The sequence below is a fragment of the Polaromonas sp. P1_F9 genome (genome assembly GCF_056405615.1).
Map to the genome: position 1 here is coordinate 41,756 of NZ_JBFUBT010000001.1, position 19,802 is coordinate 61,557.

Below are 19,802 nucleotides of genomic sequence, written 5' to 3' on the forward strand. Positions count from 1 at the left end.
CAGCGATTATCACTGTTGGCCGTAATTGGCATTACTACCGGTGTATCGGGTGCGACGAGCGGGGCACAATGGCCCCCGGGCAGGACTAAAATAGTAACAATTTGTTGGACCTGCTGAATAATCCCGCTCTGCTGGCTGCAGGGCACCTGGAGACGCTATGGGCTTGAGACTGAAATTCAATTTGGTGCTGGTCGTGGTTTTTCTGGCCGGCTTTGCCGCGGCCGGCTACATCTCGCGCCAGCTGCTGCAGGACAACGCGCGCGAAGAGGTACTGCGCAACGCCCGCCTCATGATGGACACCGCGCTTTCCGTGCGGGCCTACACCGTTGAGCAGATCAAGCCGCACCTGGACAAGCAACTCGAGGAAGTGTTCCTGCCCCAGACCGTGCCGGCCTACGCCGCCACCGAAACGCTGGCTCACATCCAGAAAAAATACCGTGACTACGGCTACAAGGAAGCCACGCTGAACCCGACCAACCCGCGCGACCGCGCCACCGACTGGGAAGCGGATATCGTCCAGCAGTTCCGCCAGAATGCCGAATCGAAAGAACTGATTTCCGAGCGTTCCGCCGCTACGGGCCGCCTGCTGTACATTGCCAAGCCCATCCAGATCACCAACGCGGCGTGCCTGCAGTGCCACAGCGTGCCGGCCAACGCGCCCGCCAGCATGATCAAGGTCTACGGCGAGGCCAACGGCTTCGGCTGGAAACACAACGAAATCATCGGCGCGCAGGTTGTCACTGTTCCCATGGACATTCCCATCCGCAACGCAGACCGCACCTTCAAGACCTTCATGGCCTCACTGGCAACTGTCTTCGCCGTGGTTTTTGTTGTACTTAACCTGATGCTGAGCTGGCTCATCGTGCGGCCTATCCGGCGCATGTCCCAGGCTGCAGACAAGGTGAGCACCGGTGACTTTGATGTACCGGAATTCGCTGACGGCGGCAAAGACGAAGTGTCCGTGCTAGGCGGCGCGTTCAACCGCATGCGGCGCAGCCTCGAGAAAGCCATGCAGATGATCGACCACGGCGCCTGATGTCCGGCCGGACTCAATAATTCACAGGCATCCTCAGTCCCCACGAATCGATCCCCACGAATGGAAGAACCGGAAGAAACAACGCAAGCCCTGCCTGTGCGTCCCACTGGCGGCGAAGGCAAGGATGCGGCTGCGCTTCTGCCAGGGCAAACCGTTTTTGAGTACCGCATCGACAAGATGCTGGGCGGCGGCGGTTTCGGCATCACTTACCTGGCGCAGGACATCAACCTGCAGTTGCCGGTAGCGATCAAGGAGTACTTCCCCGGCGACCTGGCCGTGCGTTCGGAAGACCTGTCAGTGCATGTCCGCTCCAGTACCCACAACGGCCAGTTCCAGTGGGGCCTGGAGCGCTTCCTCGACGAAGCGCGGGCGCTGGCGTCCTTTCGCCACCCGAACATCGTACGGGTGCTGCGTTACTTCAAGCAAAACGGGACCGCCTACATCGTCATGGAGTACGAGTCCGGCGACCCGCTCAAGCGCTGGCTGGCCAAGCAGCCGGCGCTGGACCAGCAGGGTCTGCTGAAGATCATCTACCCGTTGATGGACGGGCTGGAAGCGGTGCACAAGGTGAATTTCCTGCACCGCGACATCAAGCCGGACAACATCTACATCCGCGCCGACGGCACACCGGTGCTGCTCGACTTTGGCGCCGCCCGGCGTGTGACCGGCAACCACGACATGACCAACATCGTGAGCCCGGGCTTCGCACCGTTCGAGCAGTACCATAGCAAAGGACACCAGGGGCCATGGACGGACGTCTATTCGCTGGGGGCGGTGATGTACTGGATAACGACGGGCCACAAGCCCATGGAGTCGGCCTCGCGGGTGCGCGAGGACACCATGCCCAAGGCGGCCGACACGGCCAGCGCGGTGGTCTTCGGCGCGCCCCTGCTGCGCGCCATCGACTGGGCCATGATGCCCAACGAAACACAGCGCCCACAGGACGTCGGAGCCCTGCGCCAGGCCCTGATCAGCTCGGACTTTCTCAAGACGCAGACTATCCGCGCCGCCAACCCGTCGTCCAATACAGCCGCCATTGCCCCGGTGGCGACGGTAGCGCCGCAGACCGATACGTCAACCACAAAGACAAGCAAGCTGCTGTCCGACAGCGCCCTGCTCGCCTACGCGGCCAATTCCCAGTCCATTCCGCTCAACAGTGCCGAAAACCTGCGCAAGAACGTACTGGGCACGATCATGTTCCTGGACCTGGTGTCCTACTCCACCTATTCGGTCGACCAACAGGTGGCACTGAAGACCCTGTTCAACGAACTCATCACCAAGGCCATCGGCGGCGTGAAGGAGTCGTCGCGCATCATGATAGACACCGGCGACGGCGCGGCGATCTGCTTTCTGGGCGACCCCGAAGAGGCCCTGCAGTCGGCCCTGCTGCTGCGCGACCTGCTGGTGCAAAAGTACGGCCGCAAGCTGTCCCTGAGGGTGGGCCTGCACCTGGGGCCGATCCGCATGGTGTTCGACATCAACAACCGCGTCAATGTGGTGGGCGACGGCATCAATGTGGCCCAACGCATCATGGACTTCTCCAGGCCCAACCAGATCGTGGTTTCGCGTGCCTATTACGACGTGATTTCACGCATCACCGACAGCGCCGCCAGCCTCTTCGACTACCTCGGCCCGCACATGGACAAGCACCTGCGCTCGCACGAGATCTATGCGGTGCTGGACCCGAACGCCGCGCCGGCCGCGCCGGTGTCCCGCAACATGGAGTTCGAACATACCGCCTCTTTTGCCGCGCTGGCGTCGCTCACCCCGGAAATCGCGCTGGAAATTGAAAATGAACTGGCCAAGGCCATCGGGCCGCTGGCCAAGGTGCTGGTCAAGAAAGCCATTCCGCGCACGGTCAGCGCCCAGGGGCTGCGCGACCTGCTGGCCATTTCCATTCCCGATGCGGCGGCCCGTGAAGCCTTCCTGAAGCCGCGCCACGCCAGCGCGACGGTGCATTCGGGGCTGCATGGCGCCAGTGGCCCATTGCGGTCCACCGGCAGCAGCAGCTACAGCCGGCCCATTTCCTCGACGTTTTCCCGCCCCTTGCGCACCGACATGAGCCGGCCCCTGTCCACGTCGGCAACGGCATCCGGAACGACCTCGGCATCTTCCACATCCATCAATGTGCAGAATTTCAATGCGGAGCTGCAGGCGCAGCTGGAACGCGCGCTCAGCCAGCATATCGGCCCGCTCGCCAAAACCCTCGTGCGCAAGGAGGCAGCCCGGCAGCTCACCTTTCCGGCCCTGATCCACGCTTTGGCGCAGCAGATTGACCGGCCTGATGACCGCGCGAAATTTCTGGCCACCGCGCAGAAAATGCACGGCGGGCGCTAAGGGCGGCTTTTTTACGCCCCGCAATACGCTATGCTTTTGATAGCTGCTTGCGCCCGATGAAAAAGGCCTCCAGGCCATTTCCCCTTAAGCTTTTCCGCTGGGGACGTCTCGGCATCACGCCGGGCTGACACGCCCCGCATCAATGGTGATGCGACGCTCGCAGCGCGACGCGATGGCCTGGTCATGCGTCACCAGTACCAGGGTCGTGCCGAGTTCGCGGTTGAGTTCAAACATCAGCGACATCACCGTCTCGCCGGTGGCAAAGTCCAGGCTGCCTGTCGGCTCATCGGCCAGCAGTACCGCCGGCTGCACCACAAAAGCGCGGGCTAGCGCCACACGTTGCTGTTCGCCGCCTGACAGCACTTTGGGATAGTGGCCCAGCCGCTCCCCCAGTCCGACACGCTTGAGCATGTCGGTAGCCAGCGAGCGCGCGTTTTTGGCGCCCGACAGCTCCAGCGGCAGCATAACGTTCTCAAGCGCCGTCAAATTGCCCATGAGCTGGAAGCTCTGGAAGACAAACCCGACCTTCTGCGCACGCAGGGCGGCCCGGTCGTCTTCGCTGATCGCAAAGATGTCCTGGCCCGCCAGCCTGACCGTGCCCTGCGTGGGCGTGTCCAGCCCTGCGATGATGGACAGCAAGGTGCTTTTGCCGGAACCCGAGGCACCGACAATGGCGGCGGTTTCCCGGGGAGCCAGGGCGAAGTCAATATCGCGCAAAATGGCCAATGTGCCGGTGGAGTCGGTGACCGACTTGAAAACATGCTCAACGGAAATAATTGAAGTCGTCGGGGACGGTGCGGACACAGCGGAAGCCGCAGCCCTGGAACCATCATTCACACCACTCACCACGGGTTCAAACATGTCGGCCTTGTCAGGAAATATGAATTCAGACTTTACCAAGCTTGCCCTTGCGGCGGCAAAGCGTTTGCTAAAACCTTTCGGGGCGCTGTTTGTGGCTGCCGTGATGGGTGTCGGCGCTCCGGCGGCAATGGCACAAACGCCGGCGCCCAAAGGCGAAACCATTCTGGTGGTCGGTGATTCACTCAGCGCCGAATACGGCCTGAAACGCGGAACCGGCTGGGTGCCGCTGCTTGAAAAACAGCTTGCCAGCGAAAAAAAGACTGCCAAAGTCGTCAACGCCAGCATCAGCGGCGACACCACTTCGGGCGGCAGTTCACGCCTGCCGGCGCTGCTGGCACAGCACAAGCCTGCCGTGGTGGTGATTGAGCTGGGCGGCAACGATGCCCTGCGGGGATTGCCGCTGGACATGACCGAAAAGAATCTTGTCACGATGACGCAGGCGTCCAAAAAAGCAGGGGCCAGAGTGCTGCTGGTGGGCATGCAGGTACCGCCCAACTACGGCGGTGCCTATGCGGCGACGTTTTCAGGGCTGTTCGGCAAGATCGCCAAGGCGGAAAAAGTGGCCCTGGTGCCCTTCTTTCTCAAGGGCATTGCCGACGCGGCCGACCCGGTGGCCAACTTCCAGGCTGACCGGATCCACCCGAACGAGCAGTCGCAGGCGAAGATGCTCGCCAATGTGTGGCCCGAGCTGAAGAAACTGGTCAAGTGAGCCTGGACCGCATCTCCGCCGAAGAGGCGCTCGAAACGCTCGGGAGTTATTCCGGGGTGATTGACGCCCGCAGCGAAGGCGAATACGCCGAAGACCACCTCCCGGGCGCGGTGAACTGGCCCAGCCTGCGCGACGAGGAACGCAAAATCGTCGGCACCAAATACAAGCAGATCAGCCAGTTCGAAGCAAAAAAACTGGGCGCGGCGCTGGTGGCCAAAAACATCGCCGAACACATCCAGCGTGATGTGCTGGACAAACCCCGGGAATGGCAACCGCTGCTGTACTGCTGGCGCGGCGGCAAGCGCAGCGGCTCGCTGGCGCTGGTGCTGGACCAGATCGGCTTCAAGGTGACGCTGGTGGACGGCGGTTACAAGGCATTTCGCGCCGCGCTGGTGGCGGATTTGCCGCAGCTGGCCGGCCGCTTTAACTACCGGGTGGTGTGCGGCCCCACGGGTTCGGGCAAGACCCGGCTGCTGCAGGCCCTGGCGGCCGAAGGCGCGCAGGTGCTGGACCTGGAAGCGCTGGCCAACCACCGCAGCTCGGTGCTGGGGGCCATCCCCGGCGTGCAACAGCCCAGCCAGAAGGCGTTTGACAGCAGCATCTGGGCCACGCTGAAACGCTTTGACCCAGCCCAGCCGGTCTACATTGAAAGTGAAAGTAAAAAAGTCGGCAATGTGGCCGTGCCGGAAGGCCTGATCACCGCCATGCGGGCCAGCCCTTGCCTGCAACTGGACCTGCCGGAGGATGAACGCGTAGCGCTGCTGCTGGAAGACTATGACTTTTTCGTGAAGGACATCGCGTTTTTCTGCGAGCGCCTGGGCGCCCTGACGGAAGCGCGCGGCAAGGCCACAGTGCAGGACTGGCAGGCACGCGCCCGCAGCGGCGACGTGGCTTCCGTGGTGCGTGAGCTGCTGGTCAAGCACTACGACCCGGGTTACCTGCAGTCGATGCAGCGCAATTTTTCCGGGCATGCCATGGCCCGTGTGCTTTCGCCGCAGGACCACAGCGCTGCGGCCATGGCCGCGCTGGCGCGAGCGCTGCGGGCTGAAAATTCCGCCCTCTGAAACGACAAACCCGGCTGACCTTCACAGGTGTTGCCGGGTTTTTGATCGCCTGCCGTTTTTTCGCGGCGCTTGGGCGCTACCAAATCAATAGCTGCTTGCGCTTGTCCATCAACGGCTGCAGCCTTCTTTCATCAAGAATCGAGGAGACTCAGGGGGTCGGGTCTACAGGTGGGAGGCCACCGGGCGCCTCACCGTCGGCATCGGGCGTATCAGTTCCGTCGTCAGCGGCATCGTCCGGCTTGCCCTCTGCCTTGCGCTTGAGCTTTTCTTCTTTTTTGCGTTTTTTCGCAAGCTCTTTCTGGCGCTTTTCATAAGAGTAATTGGGAGTTGCCACTGCGTGCTTTCGTGAATAGGTAACCCTTACTGTACTGCATTGCCGTCACGATATGCCAAGCCTTTGGTCAGGCTTTTTCCAGCGCCTGGGCAATGTCCGCCTGCAGGTCTGCAACGGCTTCCAGGCCCACCGAAAAGCGCACCAGGCCGCCTTTGTACGGCCATGGCGTGGTGCGCAGGGCCGGTATGTCGTACGGCGCGCACAGGCTCATGGGGCCCGCCCAACTGTAGCCCAGCTTGAAGAGCTTGAGGCTGTCACAAAAGCGGTCTACCCGGTCCGGCGTGAACTCGGGCTTGAAGACGGCACTCATCAGGCAGGCGGCGCCCGTGCAGTCGCGTTTCCAGACCTTATGGCCTGGCGAGCCGGGCAAGGCCGGGTGCAGCATGGCCGCAATTTGCGGCCGGGTTTGCAGCCAGCCGGCCAGCTCCCGCGTCGCGGCATCCTGGGCGGCATAACGCAGGGCCATGCTGTTCAGGCCGCGCAGCACCAGTTCAGCATCGTTGCCGCCTATGCCGTAGCCGACGCGCATGTGGCAAAAATGGACCAGGTGGTGCAGCGCCTCGTCGCGCGTGACCACGGAGCCCATCAGCACATCGGCACCGCCGCTGGGGTATTTGGTCAGCGCCTGGACCGAGATGTCCAGGCCGAGATCAAAAGCGTTGAAAGCCAGGCCGGCTCCCCAGGTGTTGTCGAGCGCGGTCACAATGCCGGCGGGGTGCGCATTCTGGTGCGCCTTGACGGCGGCGACCAGCGCCGGCATGTCGGGAAACTCCAGCGTGATGGAGCCCGGCGCTTCGATCCACACCAGCCGGGTTTTGGGGCCCAGCTTGGCGGCGAGGTCGGCCGGGTTCATCGCGTCGTAGAAGCGGTGGGTAATGCCCCAGGCGGCAAGTTCGCCCTGCGCGAAGCTCTTGTTGGGCCCGTAGGCGTTGTCGGGAATCAACAGTTCGTCACCCGCCTTGAGCAGCGCCATGCCGACCAGCACCACCGCCGCCAGGCCACTGGGCACCAAGGTGCAGTACTTGCCCCCTTCCAGGGTGGCGATGCGCTCTTCCAGCGTGAAGGTGGTGGGGGTTCCGTGCAGGCCGTAGGTGTAGCCGGTCTTGTGCTTCCAGTCGCGGCTGCGCAGCGCGGCGACGGTCGGGAATGCAATGGTGGAAGCCTTGTAGACCCCGGGCGGGATGGCGTCAAATCCGGCGGGCGGCTTGTACGGGTGGTGGATCAGGGTGGTGGATGTTTCGCTCATCCACAGATATTAACGGCAAGCCCAGAGACCTGAAGAGCAGTAGAACAAAGCCACCTCCCATTCAAGCAGGAGCCGCGGAACCGGCTCTGCCGGGCCGCAGGCGGAGCGGCCCCCTCGGGGGGCAGGGAGCTACACGAAGTGAGCGACCGTGGGGGCTATATCTTCCATTTGGCCATCAATTGGGCTGGCGAAAGGGAGTCATAGCCCTCAAACGGCTGGTGGATCCACGGATTGGTGGGCAGCAGCTCGACCGAATAGTCGGGCTGGAAGGTCGAGACGCCCTTGGTCCAGATCACGGCGCTGCGCAGCTCGGTGATGGGCTTGTAGTTGTTCTTCAGCTGGTGGATCACGGCGTTGAGCGTGTGGCCCGAATCGGCCAGGTCGTCGACCAGCAGCACCTTGCCCGCGATTTCGCCCTTGGGGGTGGTGATGAAGCGGGCGATGTCGAGATTGCCTTGCGTCATGCCGGCGTCAGCACGGTAGGAGCTGGTGGACATGATGGCCAGCGGTTTGTCGAAAATGCGCGAAAGGATGTCACCGGGACGCATGCCGCCGCGGGCCAGGCACAGGATGGTATCGAACTGCCAGCCGGACTGGTGGATCTTGATGGCCAGTTTTTCAATCAGGTTGTGGTACTCGTCATAGCTCACATAGAGATGCTTGCCGTCTTCTGTCAACATGAATTACTCCTGATTTGATAGCTGCTTGCGCCCGTCCCTATTGGGCTAGACGCACTTTTCTCAAGTTTTCTGACTAGGCGGCGTACGGATTGCGCAGCAGGATGGTGTGGTCACGGTCCGGGCTGGTCGAAATCATGTGGATCGGCACGCCGGTGACTTCCTCGATCCGGTGCAGGTATTTCTGCGCGGCAGCCGGCAGCTTGTCGTATTGCGTAACGCCCACGGTGCTCTGGCTCCAGCCAGGCAAGGTCTCATAAATCGGCTTGCAGCGCTCGATCTCTTCAGCGCCCATCGGCAGGATGTCGGTGATGTGGCCGTCAAGTTCGTAGCCGGTGCACAGCTTGAGTTCGTCGATGCCGTCCAGCACGTCAAGCTTGGTAATGCACAGACCCGATAGGCCGTTGACCTGGGCCGAGCGCTTGAGCAATGCGGCGTCAAACCAGCCACAGCGGCGGCTGCGTCCCGTGGTCACGCCTCTTTCGGCGCCCACGGTGCTGAGGTGGTAGCCCACCGTGCCGGGCTTTTCCCAATCAAGTTCGGTCGGGAAAGGCCCGCCGCCCACGCGCGTGCAATAGGCCTTGGTGATACCGAGGATGTAATGCAGCATGCCCGGGCCCACGCCCGCGCCCGCGGCGGCATTGCCGGCCACACAGTTGCTGGAGGTCACATAGGGATAGGTGCCATGGTCGACGTCGAGCAAGGTGCCCTGCGCGCCTTCGAACAGCAGGTTGGCACCGGCCTCGTTGGCATCGTTGAGTTCGCGCGAGACGTCGGCCATCATGGGTTTGAGCAGCTCGGCGTGACGCATGGCTTCGGCGTAGACGGTGTCGAAGTCGACTGCCGGCGCGTGCAGGTAGCCGGTCAGCACGAAATTGTGCAGGTCCAGCAGTTCACGCAGCTTGGCGGCAAAACGGTCAGGATATTTGAGATCCTGCACGCGCAAGGCCCGGCGGGCAATCTTGTCTTCATACGCGGGCCCGATGCCGCGGCCGGTGGTGCCGATCTTGGTGGTGCCGCCCTTCTCGCGGTAGGCTTCGCGCGCGATGTCGAGCGCGGCGTGGAAAGGCAGGATCAGCGGGCAGGCTTCGCTGATGCGCAGGCGCGAACGCACCTCAACGCCGGCTTTTTCCAGTCCTTCAATTTCTTCGAAAAGTTTGGCGGCCGACAGCACCACACCGTTGCCGATATAGCACTTCACGCCGGGGCGCATGATGCCGCTGGGAATCAGGTGCAGCGCCGTTTTCACGCCATTGATGACCAGTGTGTGGCCGGCATTGTGGCCGCCCTGGAAGCGCACCACGCCTTGGGACATCTCGGTCAGCCAGTCGACCAGCTTGCCCTTGCCTTCGTCGCCCCACTGGGTACCCACGACCACGACATTGCGGCCCGCGGTTGCGGTTTGTTTGTTTGTCATCTTCAATTCTCGTTAAGGTTTCGGGATAAAGCCGGGCGCGGACGCAGGCTCTCAAGCGGCTTTTTTAAGGGGCTGGACCACCCATTGACCAGCAGCGTTTGCCAGTTCGCGGTCGCAATCAAACTCGTTGACTTCATGTTCATGGCCGGGCAGCACACAGGCCACGGTTTCGCCGCCCGCACGCAGGCGGGCGATGGCGGCACGCAGGCCGGTATCTTCGCCCCAGGGCGCACGGATGGCGGCCTTGAGGGCCCGGGGTGGCAGCACACTGACCAGCTCTTTGAGGTCAAGACTGAAGCCCGCTGCAGGCCGGTTGCGGCCGAACACGGCACCGACTTCGTCATAGCGGCCGCCGCGCACCAGTTCGGCGCCCTGCCCGTAAATGGCAAAGCGGGTGCCGCTGTAATAGGCGTAGCCGCGCAGGTCGGCCAGGTCAAAACTGACCTTGACATCGCCTTTTTCACCCCTGGTGTGTGCGGCCAACCATTTCAGGTTTTGCAGCGCCGCCTTAAGGCCTGTTGAGGGCGGCAGGATTTTTTCCGCTTCGGCCAGCACTTTCTCGTCACCATAAAGCTGCAGCAATGCCTTGAGGCCTTCGCGCGCCGCAGCCGAAATGCCGTCCTTGAGGCTGGCGATCAGGCTGCCGAGCTCGCTCGCGTCCTTGGCCGCCAGCGCGGCATGGATGAGTGCCAGGGTTTTGCCGTTGACGGTGGCGCCAGCCAGCAAGCTGTTGACGATGCGGACATCCGCCATGTCCACGCTCAGCTCAGTGACGCCGGCCGCCTTGAGGCCTTCAAGCGCCAGCTGCTGGGCTTCCAGGTCTGCCTCCAGGCCGGCATGGCCGTAGATTTCGGCGCCAAACTGCAGCGGTTCACGGGTGGCATGAGGCCGGTCGGCACGGGTATGCAGCACCGGGCCGCAATAGCACAGGCGAGCAACACCGCTGCGGTTGAGCAAATGCGCATCAATGCGGGCCACCTGGGGCGTGGTGTCGGCACGCAGGCCCAGCGTGCGGCCGGAGAGTTGGTCCACCAGCTTGAAAGTCTGCAGATCAAGAGCCTCGCCGGTGCCGGTCAGGAGCGATTCGAGGTGCTCGAGCAGCGGCGGCATGACAAGTTCATAGCCATAGCTGCGGGCGGTGTCGAGGAACAGACGGCGCAGCTCTTCGATGTGGCGCGCCTCGGAGGGCAGGACATCGGCAATTTGATCGGGCAATTGCCATGATGACGACCAGGCGGGCATTGTGATTTTCGTGGGCTGTTAAAAACAGCATTTTACCGGGCTTGAAGCGGGTTTTCGGCCCGCTGGAGGCCCAATGACGCGCTCAGGCGGAAATAGCTGCCAGTGGCCGGCTTGGCAGGGGAGTCGGAATCATGCCAGCACAGCCAGCAGGATCAGGCCCGCCGCAATGCTGCACAAGCCGAAGAAGCGGATCTGGCCGTTGCCCAAGGTGAGAATCTGCTCGAACATGCGGCGCCAGCCGCCGGGAGAAATGAAAGGCAACAAGCCTTCGATGACCAGCATCAGGGCCAGCGCCATCCAGAAGGTGTTGCCGTCCACGCCGGCTTATTTTTTGGCAGGTGCGGCGCTGCCGGAGCCGGGGCCACGCATCGCCTTGAAGAAATCCGACGACGGATCAAGCACCATCACGTCGCTCTTCTTGTTGAAGCTGGCTTTGTAGGCATCCAGGCTGCGGTAGAACTGGGCGAACTGCGGGTCGCGGCCGAACGATTCGGCATAGGTGCGAGCGGCTTCAGCATCGCCCTCGCCTTTGACCTTTTGCGCATCGCGGTAGGCGTTGGCGATAGTCACTTCGCGCTGGCGATCGGCGTCGGCGCGGATTTTTTCGCCTTCTGCCAAACCGGTAGAGCGCAATTCATTGGCCACACGCTGGCGCTCCGCCACCATGCGCTTGTAGACGGAATCGGTGATGGCTTCCACATAGTCCACGCGCGTGATACGCACGTCGACCACGTCCACGCCCCACGGCTGGGCGCCCTGCACGGCCTGCAGTACTTCGCGCTTGACGTCGGCCATCAGGGCTTCGCGCTTGAGCGAAAGCAGGTCCTTGACGGTACGTTTGTTGATCTCTTCCTGGAAGGCATTGCGCACCACGCGGTTGAGCTGGTTGGCGCCGGTTTTTTCGTCCAGGCCGACGTTGCGGATGTAGTCGGTGGGCTGGATGATGCGCCAGCGCACGTACCAGTCGATCACGACACGCTGCTTTTCTGCCGTCAGCATGGGTTCGGCGTCGACGCTGTCGAGCACCAGCAGGCGCTTGTCGATGTAGGAGACGTTCTGGAACGGCGGCGGCATCTTGAAATGCAGGCCCGGCTCAGTGACCACATCCTTGATCTGCCCCAACGCATAAACCACGCCGAACTGCCGCTGGTCCACCACAAAAAGCGTGGAGCTGAGCAATGCCAGGATCACCAGCAGCGAAGAAATGATAAATCCAACTCTATTCACGGTCGTCTTCCTTAGCGTGTTTCACGATCGCGCGTGCGGGAAGCATCGCGGGAGCGGGCATCGAGGGGCAAGCCGGAAACCGGCGCGGGAGGCACCGTTGGCGAAGATGCTGCGCCGGGAACCAGCGCGGGCTCTGCGGTACTGCCAGTATCACCCTGCGCCGTCATCTGCATGATTTTGTCCAGAGGCAGATACAAAAGGTTGGAGCCCTGGCGGGATTCGACCATCACCTTGGTCACACTGGAATAAACCTGCTGCATGGCGTCGGTGTACATACGGTCGCGGGTCACTTGCGGCGCCTTCTGGTATTCGGCCAGCACCGAGCGAAAGCGCTGGGCATCACCCTGTGCCTGAGCCACGATTTTGGCTTTGTAGGCTTCAGACTCTTCCTTGAGGCGGGACGCGGAACCCACGGCACGCGGGATCACATTGTTGGCGTATGCCTGGGCTTCGTTCTTGGCGCGTTCGCGCTCCTGGCCTGCCTTGAGCACATCGTCAAACGCTGCCTGCACCTGCTCGGGGGGGCGCACACCGCTCTGCTGAAGGTTGATGCCGACAACTTCAACGCCGACCTTGTAACGATCGAGGATGGTCTGCATCAGGGTGCGCACGCGTGGCCCGATCTGGTCACGCTCTTCCGCCAGGGCGAGATCCATCTTCATTTTCCCGACCACTTCACGGACGGCTGTTTCGGCAGCTTGAACCACCGCCGCTGCAGGGTCCTTGCTTTCAAACAGATAGGCGCGCGCATCGTTCAGGCGGTACTGCACGGCAAACTTGATTTCAACGATGTTTTCATCTTCAGTCAGCATGGCCGAGTCGCGCAGGCCCGTTGCCTTGATGATGACATCACGGCCGACGTCCACTGAACGGATCTGCGTGACCACAACGATTTCGTGGCGCTGCACAGGATACGGGAGCCGCCAGTTGAAGCCCGCGCCCACGGTGGAGTGGTATCTACCGAACTGGGTGATGACGGCTTGCTGGCCTTCCTGGACGATAAAAAACCCGGTGCCCAGCCAGATCAGCACTGCGACGCTGGCAATCAGGCCGACGCCGATTCCGGCACTTTTCATGTCGGGCTGGAAGCCGCCGCCGCTGCCGCCGTTGTTCCCACCGCCATTGCCGCGGCCAAATCCACCACGGTTGGGGTTGTTCTTGCCACCGCCAAAAAGGCCGCCAAGCTTGCGGTTGAAGTCGCGCCAGAGTTCGTCCAGGTCGGGCGGGCCCTGGTTGGGCCCCTGCCCCTGCGGGCGATTGGCGGGTCGGGTCGGTTGCTTGTCCTCCCGCGGAGCTTCGGGCTTGGCGTCGTCGGAAGACGGCTTGTCGTCATCCCGGCCCCAGCGCGGATCATTGAGGTTGAACATGCCTTGGGCGCGTTGCTTGAGCCGGCCTGGCAAGCTCGTCAAGGTCTGCAGCACGGGGTTCAGATTCATGGGATCAAACTCACTTTTTTTCATTACACCGACATTGTGCCTAATGAAACCGCCCTATCAGGCAAGGTCCTCGGCAGTTTGGGGGATTTCGTCGGCCGGCGGATTGACCGCATAGCCAGCCAGCAGCGCCCGCAAAAGCGGCAGGCCTTCACCTGTCTGCGCACTCACGAACACCCGTTCAACGCTGCGGCTTGAGCCCTCAAACGCGTCCCTGAGTTCGAACATGTCTTGCAGATGCAGGGGCAAGCTGTCCTTTTCAATAGCGTCCAGCTTGTTGAACACCAGTATTTGCGGCACATCGGCCGCGCCAATCTCCGAAAGCACGCGCTGGACCTGCTCGATCTGCTCAAGGTAGTCGGGATTGGCGCCGTCCACCACGTGAAGCAGCAAGTCAGCATCCGCTGCTTCCTGCAGCGTTGCGGCAAAGGCATCAATCAAGCCGTGCGGCAGGTCGCGGATGAAGCCCACCGTGTCCGACAGCGACACGGAACGCGCGGCGCCACCCAAATAAAGCTGCCTTGTGGTGGTGTCGAGCGTGGCGAACAGCTGGTCGGCCGCGTAGGCGCGCGCCTTGACCAGCGCATTGAAGAGCGTGGATTTTCCCGCGTTGGTGTAACCCACCAGGGAGATCGTGAAGGAATTGCGGCGCTCACGCTGCTTTCGCTGCGTTTGCCGCTGCTTCTTGACCTTGAGCAAGCGTTCTTTGGTGCGCTTGATCGCGTCACCGATCATGCGTTTGTCGAGCTCGATCTGCTTCTCACCCGGGCCGCCGCGCACACCGGCGCCGCCGGTTTGCCGCTCCAGGTGGGACCAGCGCCGCACCAAGCGTGTAGACATGTATTGCAGCCGGGCCAGCTCAACCTGCAGCTTGCCTTCGTGGCTACGCGCGCGCTGGGCAAAGATCTCAAGAATCAGCAGGGTCCGGTCGTTGACCGGCATGTCCAGGTGCCGCTCCAGGTTGCGCTGCTGCGCCGGGCTGAGAGACTGGTCGAACAGAATTTCCGTGGCGCCGGTGTCCAGCGCCATCAGCTTGATTTCGTCGGCTTTTCCGCTGCCGATGAAGAGCGCGGCGTCGGGCGCCTTGCGTCTGCAAGTGACGCGCGCAACCGGCTGCAGGCCTGCTGTTTGCGCGAGCAAACCCAGCTCCTGCAGATCAGCATCAAAGTTTGGCAACCCCAGATCGACCCCTACAAGGAGGACCAGGGGTTTCGGGCTCACCGGAGCATCGTACGAACTCAGCTGGCGGGGCTTTCTTCAGACTCGTTGGTTGCGAAATTTACGGCGCGACCTGGAACGATGGTGGAAATCGCGTGTTTGTAGACCATTTGGGTCACAGTGTTGCGAAGCAGAACCACATATTGATCGAAGGATTCGATCTGGCCCTGCAATTTAATCCCGTTGACGAGATAAATGGAAACAGGAACATGCTCGCGACGCAAGGTGTTGAGAAATGGGTCCTGCAAGAGCTGGCCTTTGTTATTGCTCACGATATTTTCCGTGTTCAAAAGTTAATAGAACTTGACCTTACCACAGGGCGCGGGCGGGGTCATGTAGTCCTAGGCCGATTCCTTGTCTTTAAAGGGGTTGTGGGAGCTCTTCATCTGGATGCGCAGCGGCGTGCCGACCAGGTCAAATTCCTTGCGGAAACGCCCTTCCAGATAGCGTTTGTACGACTCGGTGACATGCTCAAGCGAATTGCCGTGGATGATAATGATGGGTGGGTTCATGCCGCCCTGGTGGGCATAACGCAGCTTGGGGCGGAAAACACCCGAGCGCTGGGGTTGCTGGAACTGCACGGCTTCCAGCAGCAGCCGGGTGAGCACCGGTGTGGACATCTTGCGATTGGCCGATGCATGGGCCTGAACAATCGACTTCCAGACCGGGCCCAGGCCCTGCCGTTTGATAGCTGAAATTGGGTGGATGGCGGCAAATTTGAGGAAACCCAACCGGGTCTCGATGGAGCGCTCGAGCAGCTCACGCTGGTAGGAATCCACAGCGTCCGACTTGTTGATGGCCAGCACTACCGAACGCCCGCTTTCGAGGATATAGCCGGCAATGTGGGCATCCTGATCGGTCACACCTTGGGTGGCGTCGAGCAGCAGCAGCACTACGTTGGCGTTTTCGATGGCCTGCAGGGTCTTGACGACGGAAAACTTCTCGATGGCCTCAAAAACCTTGCCTTTGCGGCGTAGTCCTGCCGTGTCGATCAGTTCAAACTTTTGCCCGGCGCGCTCAAAAGGCACGGAAATGGCGTCGCGGGTTGTCCCGGGCAAATCAAAGGCCACCAGGCGCTCTTCGCCCAGCCAGGTGTTGATCAATGTGGACTTCCCCACATTCGGGCGTCCTGCCACGGCCAGACGAATCACAGAAGGATCTTGAGGCTCAGCCTCTTCGTCCGGATCCGGCAAATTGAGCGGCGCCAGGGCCATGTCAACCAGCGTGCGCATACCTTGGCCATGTGAGGCGGAAACCGCCAGCATCTCGCCCAGGCCCAGTTCAAAGAACTCGGACAGCTGCACGCCTTCAGTCATGCCCTCCGCCTTGTTGGCCGTCAGGATGGTGGGTTTGCCCAGCTTGCGCAGGTATTTGGCGATGTCGTGATCCTGCGCACTGATGCCTGCGCGGGCGTCCACCACAAAGACGACCACATCGGCTTCCGCGACCGCCTGCCGGGTCTGCTTGGCCATTTCCTTGTAAATGCCGGACGCCGCATCGGGTTCAAACCCGCCGGTGTCGATCACGATGTATTCGTGGGGGCCCAGCTTTCCGTTACCGTAATGACGATCCCGCGTCAGGCCGGCGAAATCGGCCACGATCGCATCCCGCGTCTTGGTCAGCCGGTTGAAAAGCGTCGACTTGCCCACATTGGGGCGGCCGACTAACGCTATGACAGGTTTCATCAATCAGTTTCTGGCAGGACCGCAGGCCCTTATTGAGGCTGGAAGCCGTAAACACCGCCGTTTTGCGTCACGGCGATCAGCGTATTGCCAGCGAGCACGGGCGTTGCGGCAATGGCTGAGCCATCGGTGGGCAGGCGATTGAGCAATGAGCCGTCTTCGCGGGAAAGCAGGTGGATGTAGCCGGAAAAGTCGCCCATGGCAATGGAGCGCCCGACGACGAGTGGCGCCGTGAGGCTGCGGTAACGCAGGCGGTCCGTGGACCACGCACGCTCACCATCGGTGCGGCGCCAGGCGTTTACCGTGCCATCAGCTTCCGTGCCGAACAGCAGGCGATCGTCTCCATCAATGCCCTGTACACCATTGGCCGGCTTGGCCCACAGCAGGTTGCCGCGCACAGCATTGACGCATCCAACACTCGCCTGGAATGCGCGCGCGCAAACAATATCGCCCTGCCGGCTGACGCGTCCTACCAGGTCGACGAGCCGTTCCACGTCATTGATGCCGCGAGGCGTGGCAATCGGTGCCTCCCAACGTACGCTACCGTTAGACGGGTTGAGGCCCACGAGGCGGCCGGCCAAACCTACGACCAACGTATCGCCCACCGCCAGCATGACGCCGGACTGGCGAAGCACCAAAGGTTCGTTGGGTCGCTGCTGCGCCCAGAGCTTGCGGCCCGTCAGTCCATCAAAGGCCGTGACCGAACGGTCTGCGGCCAGGACAAATACCCTCAAGCCAGCCACGAAGGGAGCGGAAAATGCCTGGGCGCCCAGCTTTTGGCGCCAGAGTTCCTTGCCATCCTGCAACGCGATGACTTCATTGGCCTTGGTTACCACGGCAACGACCTTGCCGTCGTTTCCAGCACCGGCGGCCAAGGGTGTATTCAGCGCAAGGCGCCAGAAGTCGCGGCCGGTCTGGGCATCCAGCAAGGCCACGGTGCCGTCACCACTGGCCACTGCCACAGTGTTGCCCGAAACCCCCATCTCCAGCGGGAAGTTCACCTGCCCCACGCGGGTGGTCCAGATCTGGCGCGCAGACACCAACCCAGTGACCGGCTGAAGTTCTGCGGGCTGCGGTTTTGCAGGACCCCCACCGAAAAAGGAACAGCCGCTCAGAATCGCTATCAAAACAATAGCTGCTGGCGCACGAACCGCTTGGGCCAGAGGCCTAAAAGATTGATAAATCATTTCTTCACCTCTGTATTCGATGGCACGTCGGACTTGGTAGTCCCTGCGTTGGGATCAACCCCCAGCGCGTTGAGCTTGACCTCAACCAGACGCCGATACTCGGAGCGCTCGTCAAGCCCCTTGTAAGCCTTTTCATATTCACTTTTCGCTTCTGGTTTCTTACCCTGCGCTGCCAGAATATCGCCACGCCGGTCAGCGACCAATGCCGTGAAGTCTTTCGGGAAAGGGCCCGATACCTGCTGCAGGGCCTCGTCATAGGACTTCTTCTCAAGCAGCAGCCCCGCCAGGCGCAGCCGGGCAATGGCCTGATAGCCCTCATCAGAGGCTTTTTCAGCGACCCAATTCAGGGCAGCACGCGATGCGTCGACATTGCCTTTGTCGTAGTAAGCCTTGGCGGCAAGCAGCCCCGCCTGTTGGGCGTACGTTGTCCGGCCAAAACGATCTTTCATGTCGGCCAATGAGCGGTCAATTTTTGTCACGTCACCGGACTGCACAGCGCGCTCGACTTCGTCATACATGACCGAAGCCTGGGCTGCCTGGTTACGCTGCCAGTAGTGGTATCCATTCCACGCAGCAAAGGCCCCGAGCACCACAATCAGGGCCCAGGTGATCATGTCACCGTACTGCTTCCAGAAGTGCTTGAGCTCGTCAAGCTGTTCCTGTTCTTCCAAATCAAGATGTTTTGCCATAAAAGTCTTTGTTCTGCCCCGGAAATGGTGCGGATTGAGTTGGGGTGATTGTAGAGGCCCGGCCAGCACTCCAAATGGCCGGCCGTGGCGGCTCAGCCGCGCAGGCTGTGAGCCCAGGCCATGACATCCCCCAGGGGCTGCAGTGCCTGGGCCTGCAGGGCTTGGTCTTTTTCGCCCCGCAGGTGTTTGACGGCAACACAGCCTTGAGCGAACTCGGTTTCGCCAAAAATCAGGGCGTAGCGCGCACCGCTGCCGTCAGCCTTCTTGAACTGGGATTTCATGCTACCCATGCCTTCACCCGTGCCGGCGTGCATCTGCACGTTGATGCCGGCGGCGCGCAAGGCTTCGCAGGTTGCCATCACGGTTGGCATCATCTCGGCAGACGGAACGACCACGTAGGCGTCGGGGCCACTCACCGGCGGCAACACGCCCACCGCCTCAAGCAGAAGCAGCATTCGTTCCACACCCATGCCCCAGCCTACCGCAGGCGTTGGCTTGCCGCCAAGCTGCTCGAACAGGCCGTCGTACCGGCCGCCGCCACAGACCGTACCCTGCGAACCAAGCTTGTCGGTAACCCATTCAAACACGGTGAGGTTGTAGTAGTCCATGCCACGCACCAGGCGCGGATTAATGCGATAGGCCAGCCCTACCGCGTCGAGCACCGCGCGCACCGCGGTCAGATGCGCCAGCGAGGCGTCGCCAAGGAAGTCCATGAGCTGCGGAGCGGCTTCCACAACGGGCCGCATGGCAGGATTTTTGGTATCGAGGATGCGCAACGGATTACTGTGCAGCCGGCGTTTTGCATCTTCGTCGAGCACGCCGGCATGCGCCTCAAAGTGCGTGATCAGCGCGGCACGGTGCGCCATTCGCTCGCTGGGCTGGCCCAGGCTGTTCAGTTCGAGCCGCACATGCTCCATCGGAATGCCCAGGTCGTGCAGCAGCGCTCGGCACATCAAAATTTGCTCGGCATCCACATCGGGCCCGGAAAAACCCAAGGCTTCGACATCGATCTGATGGAACTGGCGATAGCGCCCCTTCTGTGGTCGCTCATGGCGAAACAGCGGTACTGCCGACCAGACCCGTATCGGGCCGTTGTACAGCGTGTTGTGCTCAATCATCGCGCGCACAATACCGGCGGTGGCTTCAGGGCGCAACGTGAGTCGGTCACCATTCATTGAATCTACGAAGGAATACATTTCCTTCTCGACGATATCGGTCACCTCACCAAGGCCGCGCACAAACAGCGCGGTTGGCTCAACGATCGGCGTGCGTACATTGACATAGGCATAGCGGGCCATCAACGCGCGCACCTTGGCTTCGAACCACTCCCAACGAGCCGACTCAGGCGGCAGGATGTCGTTCATCCCCTTGACGCCTGTCAGTTTTTCCATTTTGGCCACGGCGGATTTTTCTACCGGGCCGGCAGCTGCTTTTTCAACCATG

19 protein-coding genes are annotated in these 19,802 nt (G+C 61.6%); 4 read left to right on the top strand and 15 right to left on the bottom strand.

Annotated features, from left to right (window positions below):
- Positions 1 to 157 precede the first annotated feature (157 nt).
- Positions 158 to 1,036, top strand: coding sequence for a c-type heme family protein (locus AC1DYR_RS00220; RefSeq protein ID WP_477703324.1), 879 nt, complete (start codon positions 158 to 160; stop codon positions 1,034 to 1,036).
- A 60-nt stretch (positions 1,037 to 1,096) separates the two neighbouring features.
- Complete coding sequence (locus AC1DYR_RS00225; RefSeq protein ID WP_477703325.1) at positions 1,097 to 3,373, top strand: protein kinase domain-containing protein; 2,277 nt, start codon at positions 1,097 to 1,099, stop codon at positions 3,371 to 3,373.
- 114 nt (positions 3,374 to 3,487) lie between these two features.
- Here the strand turns inward: AC1DYR_RS00225 and AC1DYR_RS00230 are convergent, their stop codons facing one another.
- Complete coding sequence (locus tag AC1DYR_RS00230) at positions 3,488 to 4,234, bottom strand: ABC transporter ATP-binding protein (RefSeq protein WP_477703326.1); 747 nt, start codon at positions 4,232 to 4,234, stop codon at positions 3,488 to 3,490.
- Between the two features lie 103 nt (positions 4,235 to 4,337).
- On the opposite strand from AC1DYR_RS00230, the gene AC1DYR_RS00235 reads away from it, so the two are divergent.
- Both AC1DYR_RS00235 and mnmH read left to right on the top strand, forming a co-directional pair.
- Complete coding sequence (locus tag AC1DYR_RS00235) at positions 4,338 to 4,943, top strand: arylesterase (protein WP_477704101.1); 606 nt, start codon at positions 4,338 to 4,340, stop codon at positions 4,941 to 4,943.
- Positions 4,940 to 6,007 carry a tRNA 2-selenouridine(34) synthase MnmH gene (gene mnmH, locus AC1DYR_RS00240; protein ID WP_477703327.1) on the top strand — a complete coding sequence of 356 codons (1,068 nt, stop codon included), beginning with the start codon at positions 4,940 to 4,942 and terminating at the stop codon, positions 6,005 to 6,007. The genes AC1DYR_RS00235 and mnmH overlap by 4 nt, the downstream gene beginning before the upstream one ends.
- A 148-nt stretch (positions 6,008 to 6,155) precedes the next feature.
- On the opposite strand, the gene AC1DYR_RS00245 is transcribed toward mnmH, so the two are convergent.
- The 14 genes from AC1DYR_RS00245 to hisS all read right to left on the bottom strand — a co-directional run bounded on the left by AC1DYR_RS00245 (position 6,156) and on the right by hisS (position 19,801).
- Positions 6,156 to 6,341, bottom strand: coding sequence for a hypothetical protein (locus tag AC1DYR_RS00245; RefSeq protein WP_477703328.1), 186 nt, complete (start codon positions 6,339 to 6,341; stop codon positions 6,156 to 6,158).
- A 67-nt stretch (positions 6,342 to 6,408) separates the two neighbouring features.
- The gene (locus AC1DYR_RS00250) at positions 6,409 to 7,587 is read right to left on the bottom strand and encodes a PLP-dependent transferase (RefSeq protein ID WP_477703329.1); all 1,179 of its coding nucleotides are present in this window, start codon (positions 7,585 to 7,587) and stop codon (positions 6,409 to 6,411) included.
- A gap of 155 nt (positions 7,588 to 7,742) precedes the next feature.
- A complete protein-coding gene (locus AC1DYR_RS00255; protein ID WP_411877599.1) occupies positions 7,743 to 8,267 on the bottom strand; it encodes a phosphoribosyltransferase in 525 nt (174 codons plus the stop codon).
- 73 nt (positions 8,268 to 8,340) lie between these two features.
- Positions 8,341 to 9,681: an adenylosuccinate synthase gene (locus tag AC1DYR_RS00260; protein WP_477703330.1), complete on the bottom strand. Its 1,341-nt coding sequence runs from the start codon at positions 9,679 to 9,681 to the stop codon at positions 8,341 to 8,343.
- A 51-nt stretch (positions 9,682 to 9,732) separates the two neighbouring features.
- On the bottom strand, positions 9,733 to 10,923 hold the full coding sequence (locus tag AC1DYR_RS00265; protein ID WP_477703331.1) for an ATP phosphoribosyltransferase regulatory subunit: 1,191 nt from the start codon (positions 10,921 to 10,923) through the stop codon (positions 9,733 to 9,735).
- 129 nt (positions 10,924 to 11,052) lie between these two features.
- Positions 11,053 to 11,241 carry a DUF2065 domain-containing protein gene (locus AC1DYR_RS00270; protein WP_457280678.1) on the bottom strand — a complete coding sequence of 63 codons (189 nt, stop codon included), beginning with the start codon at positions 11,239 to 11,241 and terminating at the stop codon, positions 11,053 to 11,055.
- Positions 11,242 to 11,247: 6 nt separating this feature from the next.
- A complete protein-coding gene (hflC, locus tag AC1DYR_RS00275; RefSeq protein WP_477703332.1) occupies positions 11,248 to 12,150 on the bottom strand; it encodes a protease modulator HflC in 903 nt (300 codons plus the stop codon).
- An 11-nt stretch (positions 12,151 to 12,161) separates the two neighbouring features.
- A complete protein-coding gene (gene hflK / locus AC1DYR_RS00280; protein ID WP_477703333.1) occupies positions 12,162 to 13,586 on the bottom strand; it encodes an FtsH protease activity modulator HflK in 1,425 nt (474 codons plus the stop codon).
- A 57-nt stretch (positions 13,587 to 13,643) separates the two neighbouring features.
- Positions 13,644 to 14,825 carry a GTPase HflX gene (gene hflX, locus AC1DYR_RS00285; RefSeq protein WP_477704102.1) on the bottom strand — a complete coding sequence of 394 codons (1,182 nt, stop codon included), beginning with the start codon at positions 14,823 to 14,825 and terminating at the stop codon, positions 13,644 to 13,646.
- Positions 14,822 to 15,091: an RNA chaperone Hfq gene (gene hfq / locus AC1DYR_RS00290; protein ID WP_411883131.1), complete on the bottom strand. Its 270-nt coding sequence runs from the start codon at positions 15,089 to 15,091 to the stop codon at positions 14,822 to 14,824. The genes hflX and hfq overlap by 4 nt, the downstream gene beginning before the upstream one ends.
- Positions 15,092 to 15,142: 51 nt before the next feature.
- Entirely contained in the window at positions 15,143 to 16,486 is a 1,344-nt protein-coding gene (gene der, locus AC1DYR_RS00295) for a ribosome biogenesis GTPase Der (protein ID WP_477685700.1), read from the bottom strand.
- Between the two features lie 29 nt (positions 16,487 to 16,515).
- The gene (gene bamB, locus AC1DYR_RS00300; protein ID WP_477703334.1) at positions 16,516 to 17,670 is read right to left on the bottom strand and encodes an outer membrane protein assembly factor BamB; all 1,155 of its coding nucleotides are present in this window, start codon (positions 17,668 to 17,670) and stop codon (positions 16,516 to 16,518) included.
- The gene (locus tag AC1DYR_RS00305; RefSeq protein ID WP_477703335.1) at positions 17,667 to 18,359 is read right to left on the bottom strand and encodes a YfgM family protein; all 693 of its coding nucleotides are present in this window, start codon (positions 18,357 to 18,359) and stop codon (positions 17,667 to 17,669) included. The genes bamB and AC1DYR_RS00305 overlap by 4 nt, the downstream gene beginning before the upstream one ends.
- Before the next feature lie 92 nt (positions 18,360 to 18,451).
- Positions 18,452 to 19,801: a histidine--tRNA ligase gene (gene hisS, locus AC1DYR_RS00310; protein WP_477703336.1), complete on the bottom strand. Its 1,350-nt coding sequence runs from the start codon at positions 19,799 to 19,801 to the stop codon at positions 18,452 to 18,454.
- Between the last annotated feature and the right edge of the window lies 1 nt (position 19,802).